We start from the raw sequence: 20,247 nt of genomic DNA, 5'->3' as shown, positions 1-20,247 counted from the left end.
CCGAAAAGCGGCGGTCAAGAAAAGCGACCGCGCCCTGAGACGCTGGGACCCATCGGCGGCAAGTGGGCCGGACTCTCAGGCGCCGAGCTTTTCGGCGAGCCAGGCGAAGGAGGCAGGCGCCCATTCGCGATAATATTTGAACGCGCAGTGGCCGGCATCCGGATAGATGCGCGCCTCGCGACCGGTGACGGGCCCGTGCTCGAGCATGAAATAGATGTTGCCGATGGGCGCCAGATGATCCTGCTTGCCGTTGATCATCAGCACCGGCTGGGTGATGTTGTCGAGGACGCCGAGCTCCGACAGCGCCCAGCGCGAGAACTCCTGTTCCTCCTTTTCTACCGACCAGGGTAGAAAGGAAGGCGGCCCGCCCGGCTCTCCAAATGCGAACCGGGCGCGCGCGTTGCGGGCCTCGATGAATTCCATCAATTCCGCATCGCTCATCCGGTACCCGAATGGGTGGCCGGCGATGGCCACCACGGCTCGCACGCTCTCCGGATGCGTGCCTGCGAGCTGCATCACCGAATAGCCGCCGCGGCTGATGCCGAACGCCCCGATCCGCGCGGCGTCGACCTCCGGGCGCGCCGCCAGATAGTCGACCGCAGCCTTCCACGCCTTGACCGAAGCGGGATCCCAGGGAAACGGGTTCTCGCCGGTGCCCGGGCCGTCCATCACCAGCGCAGCGAGGCCGTTGTCGAGCGCCATCTCCGCGGCCCAGCCGCGGTCCTCCTTGAACACGTCGGCTCCGCACATGATCAGAACGCCAGCGACCGGAGCGCGGGCGCGGGGGCTACGAAAATGGGCGTGAATGGCGCGGCCTTCGCATTTCACCTCAACCACCTCCATGGGCGGATCGAGATGTTCGCAAGCCTTGCGGTAGGCCCGCGCGCACGCGGCGCTGATTTGCGCCTTGACGGGGGTGATTTCGCCGGGAAAGCGGCCGATGGCGTAATAGGTCTTGGCCTGGAGATACGCCTTGCGCGCGCGGTCATGCTTGCCCGCCGAGGCGAGCCGGTCTCCCGCCTCTTCGTGACGCCGGCCTGCCGCGCGCCAGACCGGCACCCATTTGTCCTGCGTTGTAGCCTCAAGCCTGGCGACCGTCGCCTTCAGCTCGTCGAGATCGTCGATCATCGACAACCATCGGCGGTAGAACCCGCCATGGGCGACCACGAACGGGTCCTCGTTGGGCGCAAATCCAAGTGTTTCTCGCTTTGCGGTCATCGGTTCCTCCAGGCACGGACGGTCTGGTGGGGCAGAGACCATCCGCCCTTGTACCCGCAAGGTTGCCCTTGCATACTTCGGCGCAATCGTTTGCAGATATCTGGGAAAAATCAAGCCCACGCAGCCGCGCACATGTCGAAGCGCGTGCCATAATCAGGCGATTTGGAGGCACGATGGCCATTGAGATCGATCCCGAGAATGTCGTCATCACGGAGACGATCGATGGCCGTCCCGTGCTGCTCATGTATGTAGAGACCTGGGACGGTCTCTATGCGCCGATCGGGCTGCGCAAGCCGGAGGGGGGCGAGGGCCCGTTTCCGACCGTGCTGCTGGCCTCGGGCAATGGCGGGCAGGGCATGCGCTGGATCCGCGAGGCAGTGCGCAACCAGGCCTATACGATGGACCGGCTTGTGGACGCCGGCTACGCCTGCGCGTGGCTGAGATACCGCACCGAGGTTGAGCTCGGCTACAATGAAGGCGGCCCGCTGGTACGCGACAGGCGCCAAGGGAAGGAGATGTTCAACCGGGCGCCACTCGAATATGAAGACGAGATCGCCATTATCGAGCACGTCAAGACGCTGCCCTTCGTCGATCCCGGGCGAATCGGCCTGATCGGCAAGAGCCATGGCGGCGAGATGGTGCTGAAGATCACGTCCGAATATCACGGCGTCGCCGCCGCCGTCGCGAGCGAGCCCGCGGCCCACGAGTTCCTGGCGCTGACCCCCGACGACAGCGCCTTCGTCAACCCGGAGACCAAGCTGCGCAACATCGAGGGCATGCAGATGACCGAGGTGGACAAGGTCCGGCGGCGCATCGACGCGGAGCTCGCCGCCGCCCGCATCGCCACCATCGACACGCCGATCCTTATCATGGGCCGCAAGAGCGATCATCTCCAAGGGATCTTCCGCGCCACATACGAGCTTCTAAGGGAGGCGGGCAAGGAGGTCGAATGGGTGTCCTACGACCACGACATGCACGGCTACATCTATCCCGTTCGCGGCGGCGATGGCGCCTACGAGGTCGACGACGTCCAGGCCGAGGCGATCGCCGGACTCATTTCCTACCTCGATCGGTATCTGAAGCCCCGATCTCGGTGAATTGCCAGACCGGATGGCCGAGACGGGTGAGATGAGGGGTTTTGCCTTGACGGAGCCCAGGTTCAGTTCGGAAAAAGGTGGCAGCGGGTTCCCGCAGTCACCCGGGCTCAACCTCGCGCTGGGTTTTGTTGGTCAAGGACGGTCACTTTCGACTTGCAGCCGCTCTGGGGCTCGCCCTGGAGCCAGAAGCACTGCGCGGCTCTTCATTGCCCTTTTTGCGGCCGCCGAACCAGCCCAATCATGTGCCGGAACCGGAGTCGTCGGCCATATCCAGAAGGTATTGTGCGTAAGCGGAATTGCCCATCCGCCGGCCAAGCCCGATTAGGTCCTCGCGGCTGATGAAACCCATTCGGAAAGCGACCTCTTCCGGGCAAGAAATCCGATAGCCTTGCCGCTTTTCCAAGGCGTGCACGAAGGCGGACGCCTCGCTCAGCGACTCCGGCGTGCCCGTGTCGAGCCAAGCATAGCCGCGCCCGAGCCGCTCGACGAACAGTTCGCCAAGCTCCAGATAGGCGGTGTTGACATCGGTGATTTCCAGTTCACGGCGGGCGGAAGGTTTAAGAGAGGCGGCGATGTCGACAACCCGTTCATCGTAAAAATAGAGGCCCGTCACGGCCCAATTCGACCTCGCAACCTTGGGCTTTTCCTCCAGCGACAAAGGGCGACCGTCCGGGTCCAACTCCACCACACCGTAGCGCTCGGGATCGGTGACGTGATAGGCAAATAGCGAGGCCCCTTTTTGGCGCGCGGCGGCGCGCGCGAGCAACTCCGGCAGGCCGTGACCATAGAAGATGTTGTCGCCGAGGATGAGGACCGAATTGCCGCCGGAAACGAAATCCGCGCCGATGATATAGGCTTGGGCGAGTCCTTCCGGACGCGGCTGCTCCGCATAGGAGAGTGTGATGCCCCAAGCGCGACCATCGCCGAGCAGGCGCCGATAGGCTTCCAAATCGTCGGGTGTTGAGATGAGCAAGATGTCGCGAATGCCGGCCAGCATCAGTGTCGTGATCGGATAGTAGATCATCGGCTTGTCGTAGACCGGCAGCAATTGCTTGGATGTCACCAAGGTCGCCGGATAAAGCCGCGTGCCCTTTCCGCCAGCGAGGACGATACCCTTCATTGTTCCTGCCCGACATTCACCAGTCAAAAATCCAATCTGTCTATGCGCTACCCAAAGCACGTTCTAGGCGCTCCACACATTCCAGCACGCCCACACGCCATTCGGGCAAGCGCACGCCGAAGATCCGTTCCAGCTTGGTACAGTCGAGCCTGGAGTTGGCGGGTCGCTTTACTGGAGTCGGGTACTGCGCAGTCGTGATGGCGCGAAGCTGGGCGTGCGGACCCTGCAGCCGGGCAGAATGCTCAAACGCCTCTGCGGCCACATCGTGCCAGGTGGCATCGCCCGCGCCGGCGGCATGGTAAATGCCCCAGTCGGCCTCGCCGGTCCCGTGTTCCTGCGAAAGAACCTGTGCTGCTATGGCCAAGATGCCGTCCGCCAGATGCGGCGCGAAGGTTGGGCTTCCCGACTGATCGTCTACGACGCTGATTTCAGCGCGGCTTTCCGCCAGTCGCAGAATGGTCTTGACGAAATTGCGGCCGAAGGGGCTGTGCACCCATGCCGTGCGCAAGATGATATACCGCGCACCCTCAGCCGCCACGCGCCGTTCCCCCTCCAGTTTGGATGCACCATAGACGCCAAGCGGCGCGACCGGGTCGTCTTCAATGTATGGCTCACTCTTTGAACCATCGAAGACGTAATCTGTGGAGACATGAATGAGCGGAATGCCGTTACGGCTGCAGATTGCCGCCAGATGGCCTGGCGCATGCGCATTAACGGCATAGGCAAGTTCCGGCTCCGACTCGGCCTTGTCGACTGCTGTATAGGCGGCCGCGTTGACGACGAGACAGGGTGCGACACGATCCAGAACAGGCTCCATGGTCGCCGGAACAAGCAGCTCGATTTCGGGACGCCCCACGGTCAGCACCGTGATCCCATCAGGGGGATTGGCACCGGCGAGAGATTTGGCAAGTTGGCCCGTCGCACCAATCACGAGCACCTTCATGGCTTAAGCGCCCTGGGCCGCTGAAGCTGCTCCGGAGATCATGCCCAGACGCTCCCCGGAATAGACGCGCTCGCGTAGCGGTGCCCACCAATGGGCGTTCTCGAGGTACCAGCTAACCGTCTTTTCAATGCCGCTGGCGAAATCCTCCTGCGCACGCCAATTCAGCTCCGTTTCGAGCTTCGTGGCGTCGATGGCGTAGCGCCAATCATGGCCCGGCCGGTCGGTCACGAAGGTAATCAGGCGGCCATGCGGCGCAGCGTCCGGTCGGTGCTCATCCACCAGCGTGCAGATTTGCTCGACGACCTCGATATTCGTCCGCTCATTGCGGCCACCGACATTGTATTTTTCGCCGAGCCGGCCCTGCGTCGCGATGAGGTAGAGGGCGCGAGCATGGTCGTCGACATAAAGCCAGTCGCGTATGTTGGACCCATCGCCATAGATGGGAAGAGGCTCTCCATGCAGAGCATTAAGAATCATCAACGGGACCAGTTTTTCGGGGAACTGGTAAGGGCCGTAATTGTTCGAGCAGTTGGATATCAGGGCAGGCAAGCCATAGGTCCTGTACCAGGCGATCACCAGATGGTCGGAGGCAGCCTTGCTGGCGGAATAAGGTGAACTCGGATCATAGCGCGCATCCTCTCGCGAGAGTTCATCGGGGCCGAGTGAGCCATAAACCTCATCGGTTGAGACATGCAAAAACCGAAAGTCATTTCGCGCGCCGTCGGGCAGGGCCGACCAGTATTTTCGCGCCGCCTCCAAGAGGGTGTAGGTCCCTCTAATATTGGTCTGCATGAATTCATCCGATCCGGTGATCGAACGGTCGACATGGCTTTCTGCCGCCAGATGAATGACCATATCCGGCGCGAAAGCCGAGAACGCAGCATCCATAGCCGCAAGATCGCAGATATCGGCCCTTCTGAACTGGTAGCGGAGATGATCGGCGATTGGATCGAGCGACCGCAAATTCGCGGCATAGGTGAGCTTGTCGATGTTGAGCACGGTGGCTCCGACCTCGGCCACTAGATAGCGGCAAACCGCCGAGCCAATGAAGCCTGCGCCCCCCGTGACAAGCACCCTCATGAGTGACCCCGTCCTCCCATTCCGGCCCAGTTCTCCGTCAAATCCACCTCACGTACTGGGCTGCCAAATATTCGCTCTATTGCCCATAGATGAAGTATTCCGGAAGTTCGTCAAGCTTTGGATGGTTCATGTCCTTGGCCGACAAGATCGCCTCATTGGCAGCGACCGTCCAGTCAATACCGAGGTCCGGATCGTCCCAAGCCAACCCACAATCATGCTTGGGCGCATAATAGTCAGTGACCTTATAGAGGACTTCCGTATTCGGCTCCAGCGTGCAAAATCCATGGGCAAATCCCTTGGGAATCCACAGTTGGCGCCAGTTGTCGGCGCTGAGCATGACCGTGACATGTTTTGCGTAGGTGGGCGACCCTTTGCGGATATCCACGGCTACGTCTTGGATCGACCCACGCAGAACCCGCACGAGCTTGTCCTGGGCATGGGGAGGGCTCTGAAAGTGAAGGCCACGGACGACCCCCTTGTCGACGGACAAAGAATGGTTGTCCTGAACGAATTCGACGCGTATTTCAGCTCTTTCCAGGATGCTTTTCTTATATGTCTCTGAGAAAAAACCACGACTGTCTACGATTACATTGACCGTTATCAATTTTACATCAGGTATTTCAAGCGATAGAATGTCCATCAATGCTTCCAAACCTAAATGTATATAGCGTTTGCTTGTATGGATATTCGTGGGCGCCGTCCAAATCTTCGCTGGGTCGCACTGGTTCCACGTCGCAACTCATCAACTTATTCCCCAACATCGAAGTGAGCCAGCGATGGTCCACGGGGAGTGTCTGAGAATGAGTAAAACAAAATGGATGGGACATCCAGGTTCCCGATGGCAGGACGGCTGGCCAACCCGAATCCGGCCCATGCATTCACAGGCTACGAATAGGCCGCGTCGCTTGTACGCAGCCGCAGGTTCTCATGACGGCGTGAAAGATGCCGGCTGTAGTATGGGTCATCCAGTATCTCGAAGCCCCACCGATCGATGAATTTGGCGTTTTCGCGCGCCAATCGGGCCATGCGTTGCGGCGTGACGTCGAGACCGCGGCTGATTGACTCAAAGTGGGTGAGGCGCGCATGCGGCGTCACGACAATCCTCAGACCGCGCTCACGTGCCCGGAGGCAGAAATCAACGTCGTTGAGCGCCACCGGGAATGACTCGTCGAAGCCGCCGAGCGCATCGAAGGTTCCGGTCCGCACGGCCAGACAGGCGGCGGTAACCGCGGACACTTCTCTGCGCGCATGGAGCCACTTTCCCAATTGCCCAGAGTTGGAGAGATCGGGTTGTGCACGGCGAAAGGCGTGGCCGGCGATCCCGCCGATACCAAGTATGATGCCAGCATGTTGGACCGTCCCATCGGGGTAGAGGAGTAGCGCGCCCACGCAGCCCACATCGTCGTGACCCGCAAGCGACACAAGCTCTCGCAGCCAATCCTCGTCGAGGGCCGCAGCATCGTCATTGAGCAGAACCAGGATCTCGCCAGTGGCCGATTGGCGGCCTTTGTTGATCAGCGCCGAGAAGTTGAATGGTCGTTGATCGCGGCAAATGCGAATTCTTTCGTGCGATTCCCAGTCTGCGAGAAGTGCGCGCTGTTGCAGCGATTGCGAACCATTGTCCACGATAACGACCTCGGAGCGATCGTATGTCGCCGCCAGCACCGAATGAACGGCCTTTCGCAGCAGGCTGGAATTGTCCTTGCTGGGGATGATGACCGAGACCAGCGGTCGGGGCTTTGCAATATGATAGCGCAGGTGGCGCAGAGCGCCGTGGTCGCTACCCGGCGGCTCCATGATTTGCGCGGGTCTGGCAATACGTTCGAGGTGTTCCTCCACGACGGCGCGCTCTTCACGCAGGCGATGCTCACGATGAGCTGCTTCGTCGCGGCCAAAGGCATCGTGGAACAGGATTTTCGGGATGTGGCGGATCGACGCCGAATTCGCGCCCTCCCAGATGCGCAACAGTAGCTCGAATGCGGGCACGGTCAGGTGGTCTAACGCGCCGACGAGATCGATCACCCTCGATGTGGCGCGGAACATCACCGGCTGAGCGATATAGTTAATGGCCAAGGCGTATTCCGGGCTCCAGTCCGGCTTGAAGGTCGGATCCATTCGCCGGCCGTCCTTATCGAGCCGGTCGGAGTCGGCATAGACCGCGAGACATTCGGGGTGACGCGCCAACTCCAGCAACATGGCCGGTAAGGCCTGCGCATGAAATTGCCCGGACCGGTCCAAGAACAAGATTGCCGAGCCCTCGGGCAACTGCTCCATTTCGCGAACGATGCTCGCCGGCAACCCGCCTTCCGCGCACGGCATAATCCGTGCACCTTGTTTCTGAGCGGCCTTGCGAAGCTCCGCCGGCAATGGCTCCGTCTCGTGCTCGACGATCAACACGGCAAGCTCATGGGGCGCGCCCGCATCGACACGAAGGTGCAGCAATTCCCCGAGCGCTTCATAACAGCGCATGCGCGTGTCATAGACGGCGAGAACGCTTTGCGGCCCTTCGTGCCGGCGCGGGGCCGCATCGAGACGTCGTAGCTCGGCGGGCGACTCCATCACCTCGCATGTGAGCCGGTAAGCATCGTCGGGATCGCGCGGCCTGGTCGGGCCTGAACCGATCGAGAAACTGGCCGCACCCGTCAGATAGATCCGCAGCTTGCGCACGAACGGGAGCGGCGATTTGAAATTCCTGACAAGTTTCCCAAATCCGGCGAAGAGTAACTCTGGAAGAGAAAGCCGATTGACTTCCAGACTCAGGGGCACGTCCGGCGCCACTGGCGGCTCGAGCACAAGTGTCATGCCTTCGCATTCCAGCCTTGTGCGAAAGCGTGTCGCGTAGCTCTGCGAGCCGGTTCTGTCGAGCGCCAGAATCAAGGGCGGTTCGTCGCCGCCGGCAAAAGTGATGCGCAGTTCCACATACACGGGCTGCGGGCATTCGAGCCGGGCCTCGTAGATGCCGCGGGACCGGCGGGCAGGCTGCACGACAGCGTGGGTTTGGGCGTTCCAAAAGTCCCTTTCGTGGGTGCGCAGGTCGGTCAGTTCGACGCGGCCGCGGGGCCGGCGCCCCTGAAGAAACCGTCTCACGGCGACGTCCCGACCGTCTCGCCTTGATAGCAGGCAAGCGCCTCGTCGAGGTTGCCGAAAAACAGCATCCTGCCCTTCGACAGTACGAGCCCGTGGGTGCACAGGCTCTTCATCAGGGAGGCATTGTGGGTGGCCATGATCAAGCCTCGGCTGTGTTCCACCAGCGCATCCATGCGCGCCTTGACCTTTTCACGGAAGCGCGCGTCGCCGGCGCCGATCCACTCGTCGAGCAGCAGGATGTCGGGCTCGATCATGGTCGAGATCGATACCGCCAGCCTGAGCCGCATGCCGGTCGAATAGGTATTGAACGGCTTCTCGATATCGTCCTTAAGCTCGGCGAAGGCGACGATCTCGGGAACCAGCGTCTTTATTTCCCGCAGCTTCAGGCCCATTTGCAGGCCGCGCAGATAGATGTTTTCGAGCCCGGTGGCCTCCTGGTTCATGCCGAGCGAGATGTCGAACAGGCCCTTGGCGGTTCCGTTCACCGTCAATCGCCCGCTCGTCGGAGCGTAGATGCCGGCGAGCACGCGCAGAAGCGTGCTTTTTCCCGCGCCGTTGGCGCCGATGACGCCAAGCCGCATTCCGGGCGAAAGCGTAAATGAAATATCGTCGAGCAGGGTGGCGATGCCGCGCCGGGTGCGCGAGAAATAGAGGTCGGTCAGGAACCGTGTCGGATTGCCGAGAAGCTGGCGGTCGTCCGGGCGGAAGACGGGGACCTTCAGGGTGATGTTGCTGGCCTCGATGAGCGGTTGCTGCATGGAGCGGCATCGTCTTCCTGTTGGCGTCAGACCCACAAGGGGACCAGGCGCGAGAAGCGCCGAAAAAAGACGTGCGCAAGAGCGAACCCGGCCACGGTTATCATGAGCACGACGAGCCAGCTCAACGGCGCGATCGGGTTGCCGAGAAGCGGCGCGCGGATCAGCTCGAGGAAATGATGGAACGGGTTGAAGGTGAGGAACGCGCCGAGCACCCCGCCGCGGCCGCCCGGAACCGGCATCCAAAGGATCGGCGTTGCCAGAAAGGCGATGCGCATGACGGCCTGGACGACCTCGCTGAGATCGCGATAGCGCGCGCCGACAATGCCGAAGACGATGGTGAGCCAGATGCCGTTGGCGATGAGCAGGGCGAGCCCGACGAGGCTGACAAGGGCATAGACGCCGACGCCGCGCCCGAAGATCAGGAACACGGCGAGGATGATGATCGCCTGGTGCAGGAACTGCAGGATGGTCGAGAACACGTCCACCAGCACGAGATCGGTGATCTGCATGTTCCCCTGCAGGATCTGCGGCCGGTTGCGCTGAAAGACGGAGGTGCTGCCCGTGACGAAGCCGTTGATCAGCGTCCAGACGATGAGCCCGATCGCCAGATGCGGCACGAATAGGGCGGTATCCACGCCGCCGATGCGGGAAAAGAGCAGGCCCAGCACGGCGATGAACAGTGTGGGCCCGACCAGCAGCCAAACAGGGCCGATGGCCGTCTTGCGGTAGCGCACAAGGAAATTGAGCCAGGTGATGTAAAGCCAGGATTCATAGCTGGGCAGCGTGCGCATCAGGCCGCGGAAAATCATCAGCGCTCACGCCCAGTACAACACTGCATCATTGGCAAAATTGCCTCCAAATTTGCAGTACTTCTACTCTTTCTTCCACATTAGGTCGTGCCTAGCTCGCAGCCGTTGCATAAACTCCTGATTTAATTGGTTAGCTTGGCGTTTGAGGGGGATCTGCCCCCGATCTGGCGGGGTCACGGCGACAAGCGCCAACGAGTCAAGCAGTATGCGCATCGTCTGATCGTAATATTTATCAAGTTCTTCGTAGGTGACTTTTAAGGAGTCAATCCCAAATAGTTCAAAATACGCCTCAAATCTAGCATTTGTAGTCAAAGTCTGCCACAGACACTCAAGTATATCCTGCTCATCAAACACCACCTTGGCCTCTTTGAATCGTTGAGTAGACGCCCACTTTTTCGATTGTTTTGCTATTGAAAAAGAAATCGCCTGAGATAAGCTATTTTTCCTTGTAATGTGAATGAATATCGGCCTCAATAATTGTGGTATCACGCCAACACTAGTAAGAAAGTAAAGTTGACCCCACCACAACTTAAGCGACAACAACCGATTGGATGAAGTAGCATCATCAATATGAGATTGGACGTATTCTTCCAGGGTTTTTGTACCGCGTCGCTCTGATCGAGCTATGACAGAATCCCAGTTAAAACACTCGTTAGCATTCCATACACGTCCCGTATGTTCAAGGGCAGATGCAAGGAAATTTGATCCGCACCTATTTGAAAAACAAATAACGACGCACTCAACGGAACGAAATTTATGCTTATCTATCTTGTAATTGTCAGGAATATTAAAATATTCCCGAACTTTATTTTCATGTATCGATCTAGGATACTCAAACATATTACGCCCCCCGCCCCCGGCGATACACCATGCGAAGACCGTCTTGGAGCAGAACCTCCGGTCGGTATACCTCGAGGAGGTGCTTCGGTGGCTCAAGGTCGACCTTCGAAGTCACCTGGTCTAGTATATCGAATCCTGCTCGCTCGATCTCATTCCGGAGCTCTCGAAAGGTAACCCTGTTGAGGCCGCAGTATGTCGTCCATACCGACTCGCGCCACTCTGCACTCCTTGGGTCGGATCCGAGGAGGATGTTATCCAGCCCGCGGTGCGACGTAACCTTTGACCCATGAAGAACCTCCTCGCGCAAGCGGTCGAGCGGCATAGCAAGGTGAGCCCACGGTTCATCGATCACCGTTCGAAGGTGGGAGCCAAACGCCGAGTAGTAGAGGGGGTTGACTTGCATGAAGCCCAACCCTCCGGGTCGCAGCACTCGATAATGATCGACGAGTACCGAACCGATTATTTCACGTGGCAGGTGCTCGAATACCGACCAGGAGAAGACTACATCAGCCTTCAGCGAGTCAGAAAGCCGCTCGCCCGAGGCGATCTGTCGGAATGATAGATTGTCCGGAAATGCGTCAATCGGTCTGATATTGTTCATGGTCGTCAATAGGTTCTTGAAACCACAATGAATATCAACACCGATCACCGATGTGGCCTTGGTCGCCATAGCGATGCCAAGCGTCTTCGTTCCCTGTCCACATCCGAAGTCGACAATTGTGGCAGAGTCCAGCTCTATGAACTCAGCTACGGACCTCATAAAGATCTGAGGGACCATATCTAATTCTTGATGCTCTAAGTCCTCATTCTGCATTTCCGCTGCTTTACCTTTGATATGCTGACAGTCCGACTCGAAATGAATTCATAGCGTTTCCCTCGTGAGATCGCCAATCGGCCCCAAGGCTGGAGGGTGACCGCGAGAATGATCACGGCGGTGGGCACGACAAGCACCCGACGATCCAGCTTGTCGATGACCCCGAGTTGCGGCTTTGCCCCAACTCTTGAGGCATCGAGTGCTGTATGACCGCTATCAGTGTCACATTACGCACTCACCGTGATATCGTTTTCATACCATGCCAGGTAACCGCCTTGCGAGGCATCGAACGGGTTCGGAAATGCCGATCTCAAATCTTCGCGATACCGGTACAGCACTCGCGCCTCCTTCGGGATCGGCACGTTATTACTGTAGTAACCGTAATGCCACCAGCCATTCGGAATACGTGGATCGGTCAATGCGTCGATTTTGCGCTTGTACCACGCCCAAAGCTCATAGACCTCTACATTGTCCCCGGCATACCTACGGGTCATCGTGTCGCCAATGGGGCCAAGTTTAGTGAAATGGTAAAACCGCAGTGGGAAGGTTCCGTTGATTAGGATTTGGCCGTCCCCAGTGATATCGATTTTGCGCTTGTTTAAATTCCAACTCGCCACGTTGTACCCGGGATCGCGAACGATGCGAACGTTTTCAAAGAAGGCAGGGACAAGATCACACCACTTCTGATCGACGAACAGCCCTTTGTCTCGCTCGTCGTAGCAAAAGCGCGTGCATCGATCGCACCACCACCGAGCAAAGGCACGTCCTACGTTATCGTTACGGATAGCGACGAAGCCGAGATTGTAGGTCCCATGACTGAGGGAGCATATCTCATTGTCGTAGATTGACTGGATTTCGTGATCAGGCTCCAGCTGGTGGGGTGTCAGGAGCACCGAGGCGTCATCCAGCATCTCGACCATGGGCTGTAAACTGGCAAATATCGCGATATCCGGATCGATGTAGAAAATCTTCTCTGCGCCACTCTGGGTGAGTCTTTCCAGCACCAGCCCTTTGACCGCTGTACATGCCTCTACGACATCATGCTTGAACAGCCACGCCTGGATGTTGGGAATATCAAGATCGCCCGCAAATAGCACCTCATCATAAGGCTCGTCTGCGACGTTGAATGTGAAGCCTTCCGGCTCCTTGTCTGTAATGCAGAGCCAGAGCGTCCACTCCGGGTGGTGCCGCTTCAGTGTCTCCCCGAGAACGCGTGCCCTATTCAGATAGGAATAGGAGATGCTGGTAAAGCAATGAACCGTCATTTAACAGATGTCCTACCTTTGGCGAAGAATTCAATTTGAATGGGTATTGAACACTAATTCACCGCGGACGCGCGGTTTTGACCGATGCGCTCGCACGAGTCTCTCCAGCTCGTCATTGCCAAATAGAGCGAATAACTCCGCTTCACTGCTCAATACGACCGAGTCAGAACGTGTCTTTGCCTGTGCCTGTATATTGCCTGAGACGGCGGAAGTGAGCACCAAGGCGCCGCCGGCGACTGCCTCGTGAAACGTAAAGGAAAATGTCTCAGGCCAGATCGCCCAAAGCAATACTACGTCGATTTCATTTGCCACGATGGCGTGAACCATCGCCTGTGTCATGCTCGCCGACACGCGAACTGGTGTGAACCGCAAATTCGGATATAGCGATGGGGTTTGACCCAAATGGTGAAACTCGTAGCGATCGTAGCCGCCAAACTCTGTCACCAGTTTGGCAAACACATGCCAGCCTTTATGCGCTGCCGGGTGTCCCAAGAAAGCCACCCGAACGGCCGCGTCTTGCTCCCGCGAACGCACAATTTCCTTGCCTGTCGGCTGCAGGATACAGTGCGGCTCGACCCGCGCATTCCGAAATGGAAGCTCGCTTGAGCGTCGCCAGAGTTCCAACGCATGAGTAGACGGGGCAGCTATCTCGAACGACACGGCATTGAATAGAGCCTGAATTCTTGCGAGATGGTCCAGTCTTTCCTCGCCAAAGTGGCAGATGGTACAGGCCGCGGATCTGGAATCAGGTGCGCCACAATAAGAAATTTCATTACGCAATAGTTGAGGGCTGGGGCAAATGGAAAAGTAATCGTGCAACCAGAAAACATTTTTTGTCGCATCAGCTGCCTTCAGTACTTCGACGAGCACCTCAGGCGAGTGTCCCAGTAGCGCGTGTATTACACACTCGAACTCAATTTTGCGGCTTTTGATGTCGTTGACCAGTTTGGTCATATCCTGCCCGGTGACTGCACCGAGGTTGCTGCCGTTGGCAATTATTTGAAAGATGAATTGTGAACTCTGTCTTTCCCTCGATAGCGCTGGAAGTGGCGCGTGGGGACAAAGAACTAGGTAAAGAGCGGATCGCCTTAAGCTTGCTTCCTCTTCAACTTGTACGCACAATTGTACGCCCCCCAAATTCGACGTGTAATCATCATGCGTGATCGACAGGATAACCCGTTGTGTAGTTGTACCCATCACTGAACGGAGGCGTTCTCTCAGGTAATCGAATTTACGTATGGTCTTTGGGGCTGGGCGAGTCCAGGCGACAACCTTGGCGTCGAACGGCTGCTGGGCTTCCAGAGTACGCCGCTTGAATTCTGCGACCGACATCGTCTCGGGCTTCTCAGCAGCAGAATCAAGTGTCAGGTTCGCCGCCATGGAGGCAAGATTGCCCACATAATGAATTCTACGACCAAGACCTTCGATACCTTCCGTTCGCAATATTCGAAGGGCCTTGACGCTTGTTGCGATTGCCCCGCCACCAAGTCGTAGGGCGTGCGGCACGACCCGCCAGATCGTTGTCAGTCGTATTTGTCGCTGCCTAATGGACCTCAGAGGACGGGTCAGCTTCCACGAGGTCGAATTCTCATAGGCCCGCCGCCAGTCTTCCGAGATAACGAGATTGGCCTTGCTGGCCTCCTCCTGACGCTTTGATTCGGCGAGCGCGGAGGTCAGTCGCGCCGCCTCCTCCTCGCGCTCGGCGAGCGCGGCCGCCAGCCCGCCGGCCCGGGCTTCGGCCTCCAACAGCGCCGTCCTAAGGCCGTTTGCCTCTTCGTCGCGCTCCTTCAGTGTCAACGCGAGGCTGTCGGCTTTCTTCGTGGACTTGGTCAGCTTTGATTTGACGACGGCGGTTTCTTTTTTCCGCGCTGCCAGCGCCTGCGACAATTCTTCCCTCGTGCCATCCGCCTGGGCCAGCGCCGCCGTCTGCTTGCTGCTCTCGTCCCCGGCGGCCGAAACGGCCGCCTCAAGAGCTGCAATCGTTTGGGCATGCTCGGCGATGACGGTCGCTATCCGCTCGGCTTTGTGGTTGGTGGTGGCGAGCGCCGCGCGCATGCGCTCGATCTTCTGCTCGCGCGCAACCAAGTCGGCCGTGAGATCAGCCACATGGCCGCTTGCGGCTTCCAAATCAGTTCGCAGCCGCTCGATTTCCTTGTCGCGCTCGGCGTCATCGGCCGCCAGTCGCTCGGCTCGGCCCTCGGCCTCCCGCGCCTTGCCTTCCGCCTCCGCGACCGCCGCCTTCAGCCCGGCGGTCTCCTTGCCCCAGGTCTCTCGCATCTCCCCGCGCAGTCGGTGAATGATCGGGCAGGCGTGGTTGAACTCGCGGCGGATGCGGTCGAGCTCGGCCAGCGCCGCCTTGGACAAGGGATTGCGCTCCAAGACCAGGAGCGCGGAATAGGCATCGCCGACCCAATCCTTGAGCAATGGATCAAGCAGCACGTCCTCGGTGGACCTGGCGTGATGGCGTTGCGCCGGCGCGAGAAAGCCGTCGATCTGCGGGGCGATGTCGTCCGCCTCATAGGGCCAATCCGCGCCGGTCCGCTCGGTCATCGTCTCAAGCGCTGTCCGCCAGTCGGCGAGAAGACTGGCATAACTGACGAAGGCGCGGTTTGCGGAGCGGGTCGCGGCGTCGGCATCGAGCACATGTCTCAGCCACAGCAGGGCGGCGTCGGCCCTCGCCATGCCATCGCGCCGCTCCAGGGACTCGATCACCTCGAGCGGGTTGCGGATCGGCAAGGCGATGCATGCGTCGATCCCGGCGTCGTCAAGAGCCTCGAGGAACAGGGATGCGAATCGGCAGATGCGCGGATCCTTGACGACGAAAAGCGATTGGTCGGGATATTCGCTGTTCAAGACGTTCGAAATCTCGGCCTTGATCTCGTTTCGCCGCTGGCTCCGCACGCGGGCGAGATCAAGTGCCCGCCAGTCGCTCCAAGAGCTGCCCAGTTCGGCGAGCAGCCCGTCGTGAAGCTGCACGAGGGCATTCGACTCCCAATGTCCCGCCTCATTGCCTCTGGCGGCGCCCATGAGATCGGCCGGCAGCCGTGCCCCGGAAATACTCAGAATCCGCGTCAATGCCGACGTGCCGCTGCGGTGCATGCCGAGCACAAGCACGCAGACCCGGCGCTGGCCGCCGGCCTCCAGGCCGACCTCGACGATCTTTGCCACCCTGTCCTGATCGGGCATTTCCCGCACCCACGTCCGCGCCGCACCGGTCGACCAAAACAATTGGTCAACCAAGGACTGCTATTTCCCCCTAGCCCGTTGCCAAAGCGCGTGTAAACGATAGTTATTTCTAGTATTTATTCCGTATTTATCTACTCAGACACTTGAAAAACAGTCAAGCATTGGCAAATAAAAACAGCAAAAGCTCGGGAAGCGCGTTGCACCATTCTCAGAGGTAGTACGCCTCATCCCCGCCGCTCCCGGCATCTGCAATGCGCGGACCCACACGTGATTTCTAGTGCGAATATTCGCTTCCTTTGTCAAGTGATGTACCGGTCCTAGCGATTGATGACCGCCCTTGCCGAGACGTCCGGCGCTGCCGCCCCCTCCCGAAACAGCCCACGCAGGATTTCCGCCGCCGCCGCGACATCCGGCTCCGCCCAGCGGGCTCCCATATCGCTTGGATAAATGCCATCCGGATCCTCCACCGGCACCAGGCGGTAGGGAACCGGATAGGCGTTCTCGCCGGTCATGAAATCCATGTTTCCCGACCAGCCGGTGGCAACCGTCGGCTTATCGAGCATCAGGCCCTGCTTGAGGACCAGTCCGAAGCCCTCGGCGCGGTGCAGCGACAGCACGCAGTCGCAGCTGGCAACCAATTTCCAAATATCGCCCTCGCTCAGATCCTCTTCGATCAGGCGCATATTGCGGTTCCCGGCGACCATGTCCCGGAGACGCCGCAACGCGCCCGGGCTGAGGTGCCCATCATGAACCTTGACGACCAGCAGCGCCGCATCGTCACCGCCGAAGGCCTGACGAAACGCCTTGATCGTCGCGGCAGGGTTCTTGCGGGCCAAGCCGGAGCGCAAATTCAAAACGGTAAGGACAATGAATCGCTCCTCCGGCAATCCGAAACGCGCCCGGTCGTCCGTCAGCCCCGCGGGCAGCTTCAGACGATGCGGGATTACCCGGATGGGCTTGTCGATCCCGGAGTTGACAAAGGCATCGCGCACGAAGGTGCTGGGTACCCAAACCTCGCGGATCGAGGCGAGGCCGGCGTGCCAGGAGGGCGGAATCGTCTCCAGCTCCCAGACGCAATAGCCGATGCGATATTTCCCGGCCATCCACTGCTTCGGAATGATCGAGCACACATAATTCATCTGGTCGGGATTGACGTTGAGGATCAAGGTGCCGCTGCGGGGAACGCGCGCATGAGGCCGGCGTTCGCGTCTTGACTTCTTCGCATCGGTCCAAAAGTAAGATGAGACATCAAGGGCGATCGGCTCATGCCCCAGCGCCTCAAGATGGTCCAGCATGGAGCGCATCGACCATCCGAAGCTCGCGTGGCTCGTGGCCATGCCGCAAACCACGAACGGCGGCTCGGCGCGGGACGGGGACGCATCGAATGCGCTATCGGGAATGACCGTCAGCCGATCGACGATGCGGCGCCGCGCGGAACGCGGAAGACGCTGCCAGAGCCGGAATAGGCCAAGCCGGAAGAACACAAACGGAATGAAGCGCAGGACAAACCGCTTCGTCCGCGAATCCAGGCGTCCGCCCGGCCTAACGATCACGCGGCCGGCATAGCTGCGGCGTTGCAGCATTTTGCCACTATTCCCCCGGCTTGAGTAAGCCAACCGACCGCGCATCATCGCCGATGTCTGGCGGCATGTCGACAACAGATCCTCAATGCCGACGAACACGATCCCGCATGGTGGCAGGCGCGGAGCCAGAGGATCCGATTCGGGCAACCCGGCAACCTGCCTGTGATCGGGGTCCGCTGTTACACAGGCCAACTTGAAGGGCCCACTGTCCGCATGCCCCGGTAGGCCGGTCGCAAAACCTCACCCAACGGAGACAAGGCTGGGCTCGAAAGGATATTCTGGCCAAGACTACGCCTGCCAGAGTTGGATCTTGCGGTAGATGGTGGACGGGCTGATTTCGAGCGCGCGCGCAGCTTTGCCGATATTGCCGCCTGTGCGCCGGATCGCGGTTTCGATGATTCGCCGTTCCTCGATCCGGAAGGGCAGGATTTCATCATTGCAGGCGCGGCTGGGCTTTGCCGCGAGCTCGCCGTCGGATTGCCCGCGCGAAGCGCTGTCCAGCTCGAAAAGCGAAGGCAGCGCCTGGGCGATGCACGCCCGCGGGATGATCTCGACCGCGCTCGAGACCGGGCGGTGGGCGTGGCGCGCGATGAGAACGATGCGCCCCTCGCCGCCGCTTTGGCGGATCGCATCAACGAGCAGATCGCTGTCGCCGCCGGCAAGGTCGTCGCTGGCGATGATCAGCCCGGCGTTTGCGTCGCGCAGCAGGACGCGGACCGCATGCAGAGTGCTTGCCTCGCGCACCTGGGTAGCACCCGGCAGCGCGGCTTCGATGATCTTGCGGCAGGTTCGCCGCATGGCAGGGTTCTGGTCGGCGACGATCGCCGTGAGCGAAGATGGTTGTTCTTGACGAGATTCCATGACCGCGTGCCCCCGGACGCGAACCGCGCTATTCCTGCGTGACGCTTGGGAGGCAAGTTTCCGCGAACAGGGTAAACAAAGGGTTTTCGCGCGGCAGGCGAGGGTCATAAGATCGTGCCTCCCGTCAGCGCGGCGACGGGCGACAAACTGGAGTGCCCCATGACGAAAGCCCAAGCGACCCAGCAGCCCTGGCAACCCTCGCCGAACAATCTCGAGCCCTATTGGATGCCCTTCACGCCGAACCGGGCGTTCAAGAAGAGCCCGCGCCTGGTCGCCCGCGCCGAGGGCATGCACTATTACAGGCTCGACGGCGGCAAGGTTCTCGACGCCACGGCGGGCCTGTGGTGCTGCAACGCCGGACACGGCCGCGCGGAGATCGTCGCGGCGATCCAAAAGCAGGCCGCCGAGCTCGACTATGTGCCGCCCTTCCAGTTCGCCCATCCGCGCGCCTTCGAGCTCGCCTCGCGGCTGGCGATGATGGCGCCGGGCGATCTCGACTATTGTTTCTTCGCCAATTCCGGCTCGGAGGCCGTCGACACGGCGCTGAAGATCGCGCTCGCCTATCACAATGTCCGCGGCGAGGGCGCGCGCACTCGCCTCATCGGCCGCGAGCGCGGCTATCACGGCGCCGGATTCGGCGGCATCTCCGTCGGCGGCATCGTCAACAACCGCAAATTCTTCGGCGGCCTGCTGACCGGCGTTGACCATCTGCCGCACACCTATGACCGCGACAAGCAGGCCTTTTCCCGCGGCGAGCCGGAATGGGGCGGGCATCTCGCTGACCGGCTCAACGACATTGTCGCCCTGCACGACGCCTCGACCATCGCCGCGGTGATCGTCGAGCCGATGGCAGGCTCCACCGGCGTGCTGCCGCCGCCCGTCGGATATCTGCAGCGCCTGCGCGAGATCTGCGACCGGCACGGGATCCTGCTCATCTTCGACGAGGTCATCACCGCCTTCGGCCGGCTGGGTTTCGCCACCGCGGCGGAGCGCTACGGAGTGGTTCCCGACATGATCACCTTCGCAAAAGGGGTAACCTCGGGAACCGTGCCAATGGGTGTCGTGCTCATCCGCACGCCCATCTATCAGGCTTTCATGGGCGGCCCAGAACACGTCGTCGAGCTGTTCCATGGCTACACCTATTCGGCCCATCCGCTGGCCGTCGCGGCGGCGCTGGCTGCCCTCGACCTCTACCGCGCGGAGAAGCTGTTCGAGCGTGCCCGCGGCCTCGAAGAACGTTGGGCGGACGCTGCGATGGCCCTCAAGGGTTTGCCTCACGTGGCAGACATCCGCACCATCGGGCTGGTCGCCGGCATCGATCTTGAGCCGCGTCAGGGGGCTCCCGGTGTGCGCGGCTATGAGGCCATGGACCGGGCCTTCCACGAATTCGGCCTGATGATTCGGGCGACCGGCGATACCATTGCCCTTTCGCCGCCGCTGATCATCGAGGAAGGTCAGATCGACGAACTGTTCGGCAAGCTTGAGCGCCTGATCAGATCGCTTGCGTGAGCCGGCGCAAGACCGCTAAAGGGAGCCCGGCCAAAAGCCTGGTTTCATCTCCCGCCGGGTCAGCAAGGGAAAGGTCG

At 60.0% G+C, this 20,247-nt stretch carries 15 protein-coding genes and 1 pseudogene; 2 read left to right on the top strand and 14 right to left on the bottom strand.

The window, feature by feature from the left end; all coding sequences use genetic code 11:
• Window positions 1-75: 75 nt before the first annotated feature.
• Window positions 76-1,218: an alpha/beta hydrolase gene (locus tag Q8P46_05160; GenBank protein ID MDP2619549.1), complete on the bottom strand. Its 1,143-nt coding sequence runs from the start codon at window positions 1,216-1,218 to the stop codon at window positions 76-78.
• A gap of 173 nt (window positions 1,219-1,391) precedes the next feature.
• On the opposite strand from Q8P46_05160, the gene Q8P46_05155 reads away from it, so the two are divergent.
• Complete coding sequence (locus Q8P46_05155) at window positions 1,392-2,315, top strand: alpha/beta hydrolase fold domain-containing protein (protein ID MDP2619548.1); 924 nt, start codon at window positions 1,392-1,394, stop codon at window positions 2,313-2,315.
• A gap of 238 nt (window positions 2,316-2,553) precedes the next feature.
• Here the strand turns inward: Q8P46_05155 and rfbA are convergent, their stop codons facing one another.
• The 13 genes and pseudogenes from rfbA to Q8P46_05090 all read right to left on the bottom strand — a co-directional run bounded on the left by rfbA (window position 2,554) and on the right by Q8P46_05090 (window position 18,211).
• Complete coding sequence (gene rfbA / locus Q8P46_05150) at window positions 2,554-3,435, bottom strand: glucose-1-phosphate thymidylyltransferase RfbA (protein ID MDP2619547.1); 882 nt, start codon at window positions 3,433-3,435, stop codon at window positions 2,554-2,556.
• Window positions 3,436-3,475: 40 nt separating this feature from the next.
• Window positions 3,476-4,378, bottom strand: coding sequence for a dTDP-4-dehydrorhamnose reductase (gene rfbD, locus Q8P46_05145; protein ID MDP2619546.1), 903 nt, complete (start codon window positions 4,376-4,378; stop codon window positions 3,476-3,478).
• A 3-nt stretch (window positions 4,379-4,381) separates the two neighbouring features.
• Window positions 4,382-5,458 carry a dTDP-glucose 4,6-dehydratase gene (rfbB, locus tag Q8P46_05140; protein ID MDP2619545.1) on the bottom strand — a complete coding sequence of 359 codons (1,077 nt, stop codon included), beginning with the start codon at window positions 5,456-5,458 and terminating at the stop codon, window positions 4,382-4,384.
• 76 nt (window positions 5,459-5,534) lie between these two features.
• Complete coding sequence (gene rfbC / locus Q8P46_05135) at window positions 5,535-6,098, bottom strand: dTDP-4-dehydrorhamnose 3,5-epimerase (protein MDP2619544.1); 564 nt, start codon at window positions 6,096-6,098, stop codon at window positions 5,535-5,537.
• Window positions 6,099-6,343: 245 nt separating this feature from the next.
• Window positions 6,344-8,545 carry a glycosyltransferase family 2 protein gene (locus Q8P46_05130; protein MDP2619543.1) on the bottom strand — a complete coding sequence of 734 codons (2,202 nt, stop codon included), beginning with the start codon at window positions 8,543-8,545 and terminating at the stop codon, window positions 6,344-6,346.
• The gene (locus tag Q8P46_05125) at window positions 8,542-9,303 is read right to left on the bottom strand and encodes an ABC transporter ATP-binding protein (GenBank protein MDP2619542.1); all 762 of its coding nucleotides are present in this window, start codon (window positions 9,301-9,303) and stop codon (window positions 8,542-8,544) included. Before Q8P46_05125 ends, Q8P46_05130 begins: the two co-directional genes overlap by 4 nt.
• Before the next feature lie 26 nt (window positions 9,304-9,329).
• On the bottom strand, window positions 9,330-10,112 hold the full coding sequence (locus tag Q8P46_05120; protein ID MDP2619541.1) for an ABC transporter permease: 783 nt from the start codon (window positions 10,110-10,112) through the stop codon (window positions 9,330-9,332).
• Between the two features lie 63 nt (window positions 10,113-10,175).
• Window positions 10,176-10,952, bottom strand: a complete 777-nt coding sequence (locus tag Q8P46_05115; GenBank protein MDP2619540.1) for a Stf0 family sulfotransferase — start codon at window positions 10,950-10,952, stop codon at window positions 10,176-10,178.
• A gap of 1 nt (window position 10,953) precedes the next feature.
• The gene (locus tag Q8P46_05110; GenBank protein MDP2619539.1) at window positions 10,954-11,730 is read right to left on the bottom strand and encodes a class I SAM-dependent methyltransferase; all 777 of its coding nucleotides are present in this window, start codon (window positions 11,728-11,730) and stop codon (window positions 10,954-10,956) included.
• A 263-nt stretch (window positions 11,731-11,993) separates the two neighbouring features.
• Complete coding sequence (locus Q8P46_05105; GenBank protein ID MDP2619538.1) at window positions 11,994-13,031, bottom strand: hypothetical protein; 1,038 nt, start codon at window positions 13,029-13,031, stop codon at window positions 11,994-11,996.
• 30 nt (window positions 13,032-13,061) lie between these two features.
• Window positions 13,062-16,217, bottom strand: coding sequence for a hypothetical protein (locus Q8P46_05100; GenBank protein ID MDP2619537.1), 3,156 nt, complete (start codon window positions 16,215-16,217; stop codon window positions 13,062-13,064).
• Between the two features lie 317 nt (window positions 16,218-16,534).
• The gene (locus Q8P46_05095; protein MDP2619536.1) at window positions 16,535-17,800 is read right to left on the bottom strand and encodes a glycosyltransferase; all 1,266 of its coding nucleotides are present in this window, start codon (window positions 17,798-17,800) and stop codon (window positions 16,535-16,537) included.
• A 288-nt stretch (window positions 17,801-18,088) separates the two neighbouring features.
• Window positions 18,089-18,211: pseudogene (locus Q8P46_05090) on the bottom strand (helix-turn-helix domain-containing protein).
• A gap of 609 nt (window positions 18,212-18,820) precedes the next feature.
• Between Q8P46_05090 and Q8P46_05085 the strand changes: the two are divergent.
• Entirely contained in the window at window positions 18,821-20,170 is a 1,350-nt protein-coding gene (locus Q8P46_05085; GenBank protein MDP2619535.1) for an aspartate aminotransferase family protein, read from the top strand.
• Window positions 20,171-20,247 lie beyond the last annotated feature (77 nt).

Source organism: Hyphomicrobiales bacterium, assembly GCA_030688605.1.
Classification (GTDB): Bacteria; Pseudomonadota; Alphaproteobacteria; order Rhizobiales; family NORP267; genus JAUYJB01.
The sequence above is the reverse complement of the archived record's forward strand: the minus strand, read 5'-3'. Positions and strand labels throughout refer to the sequence as shown.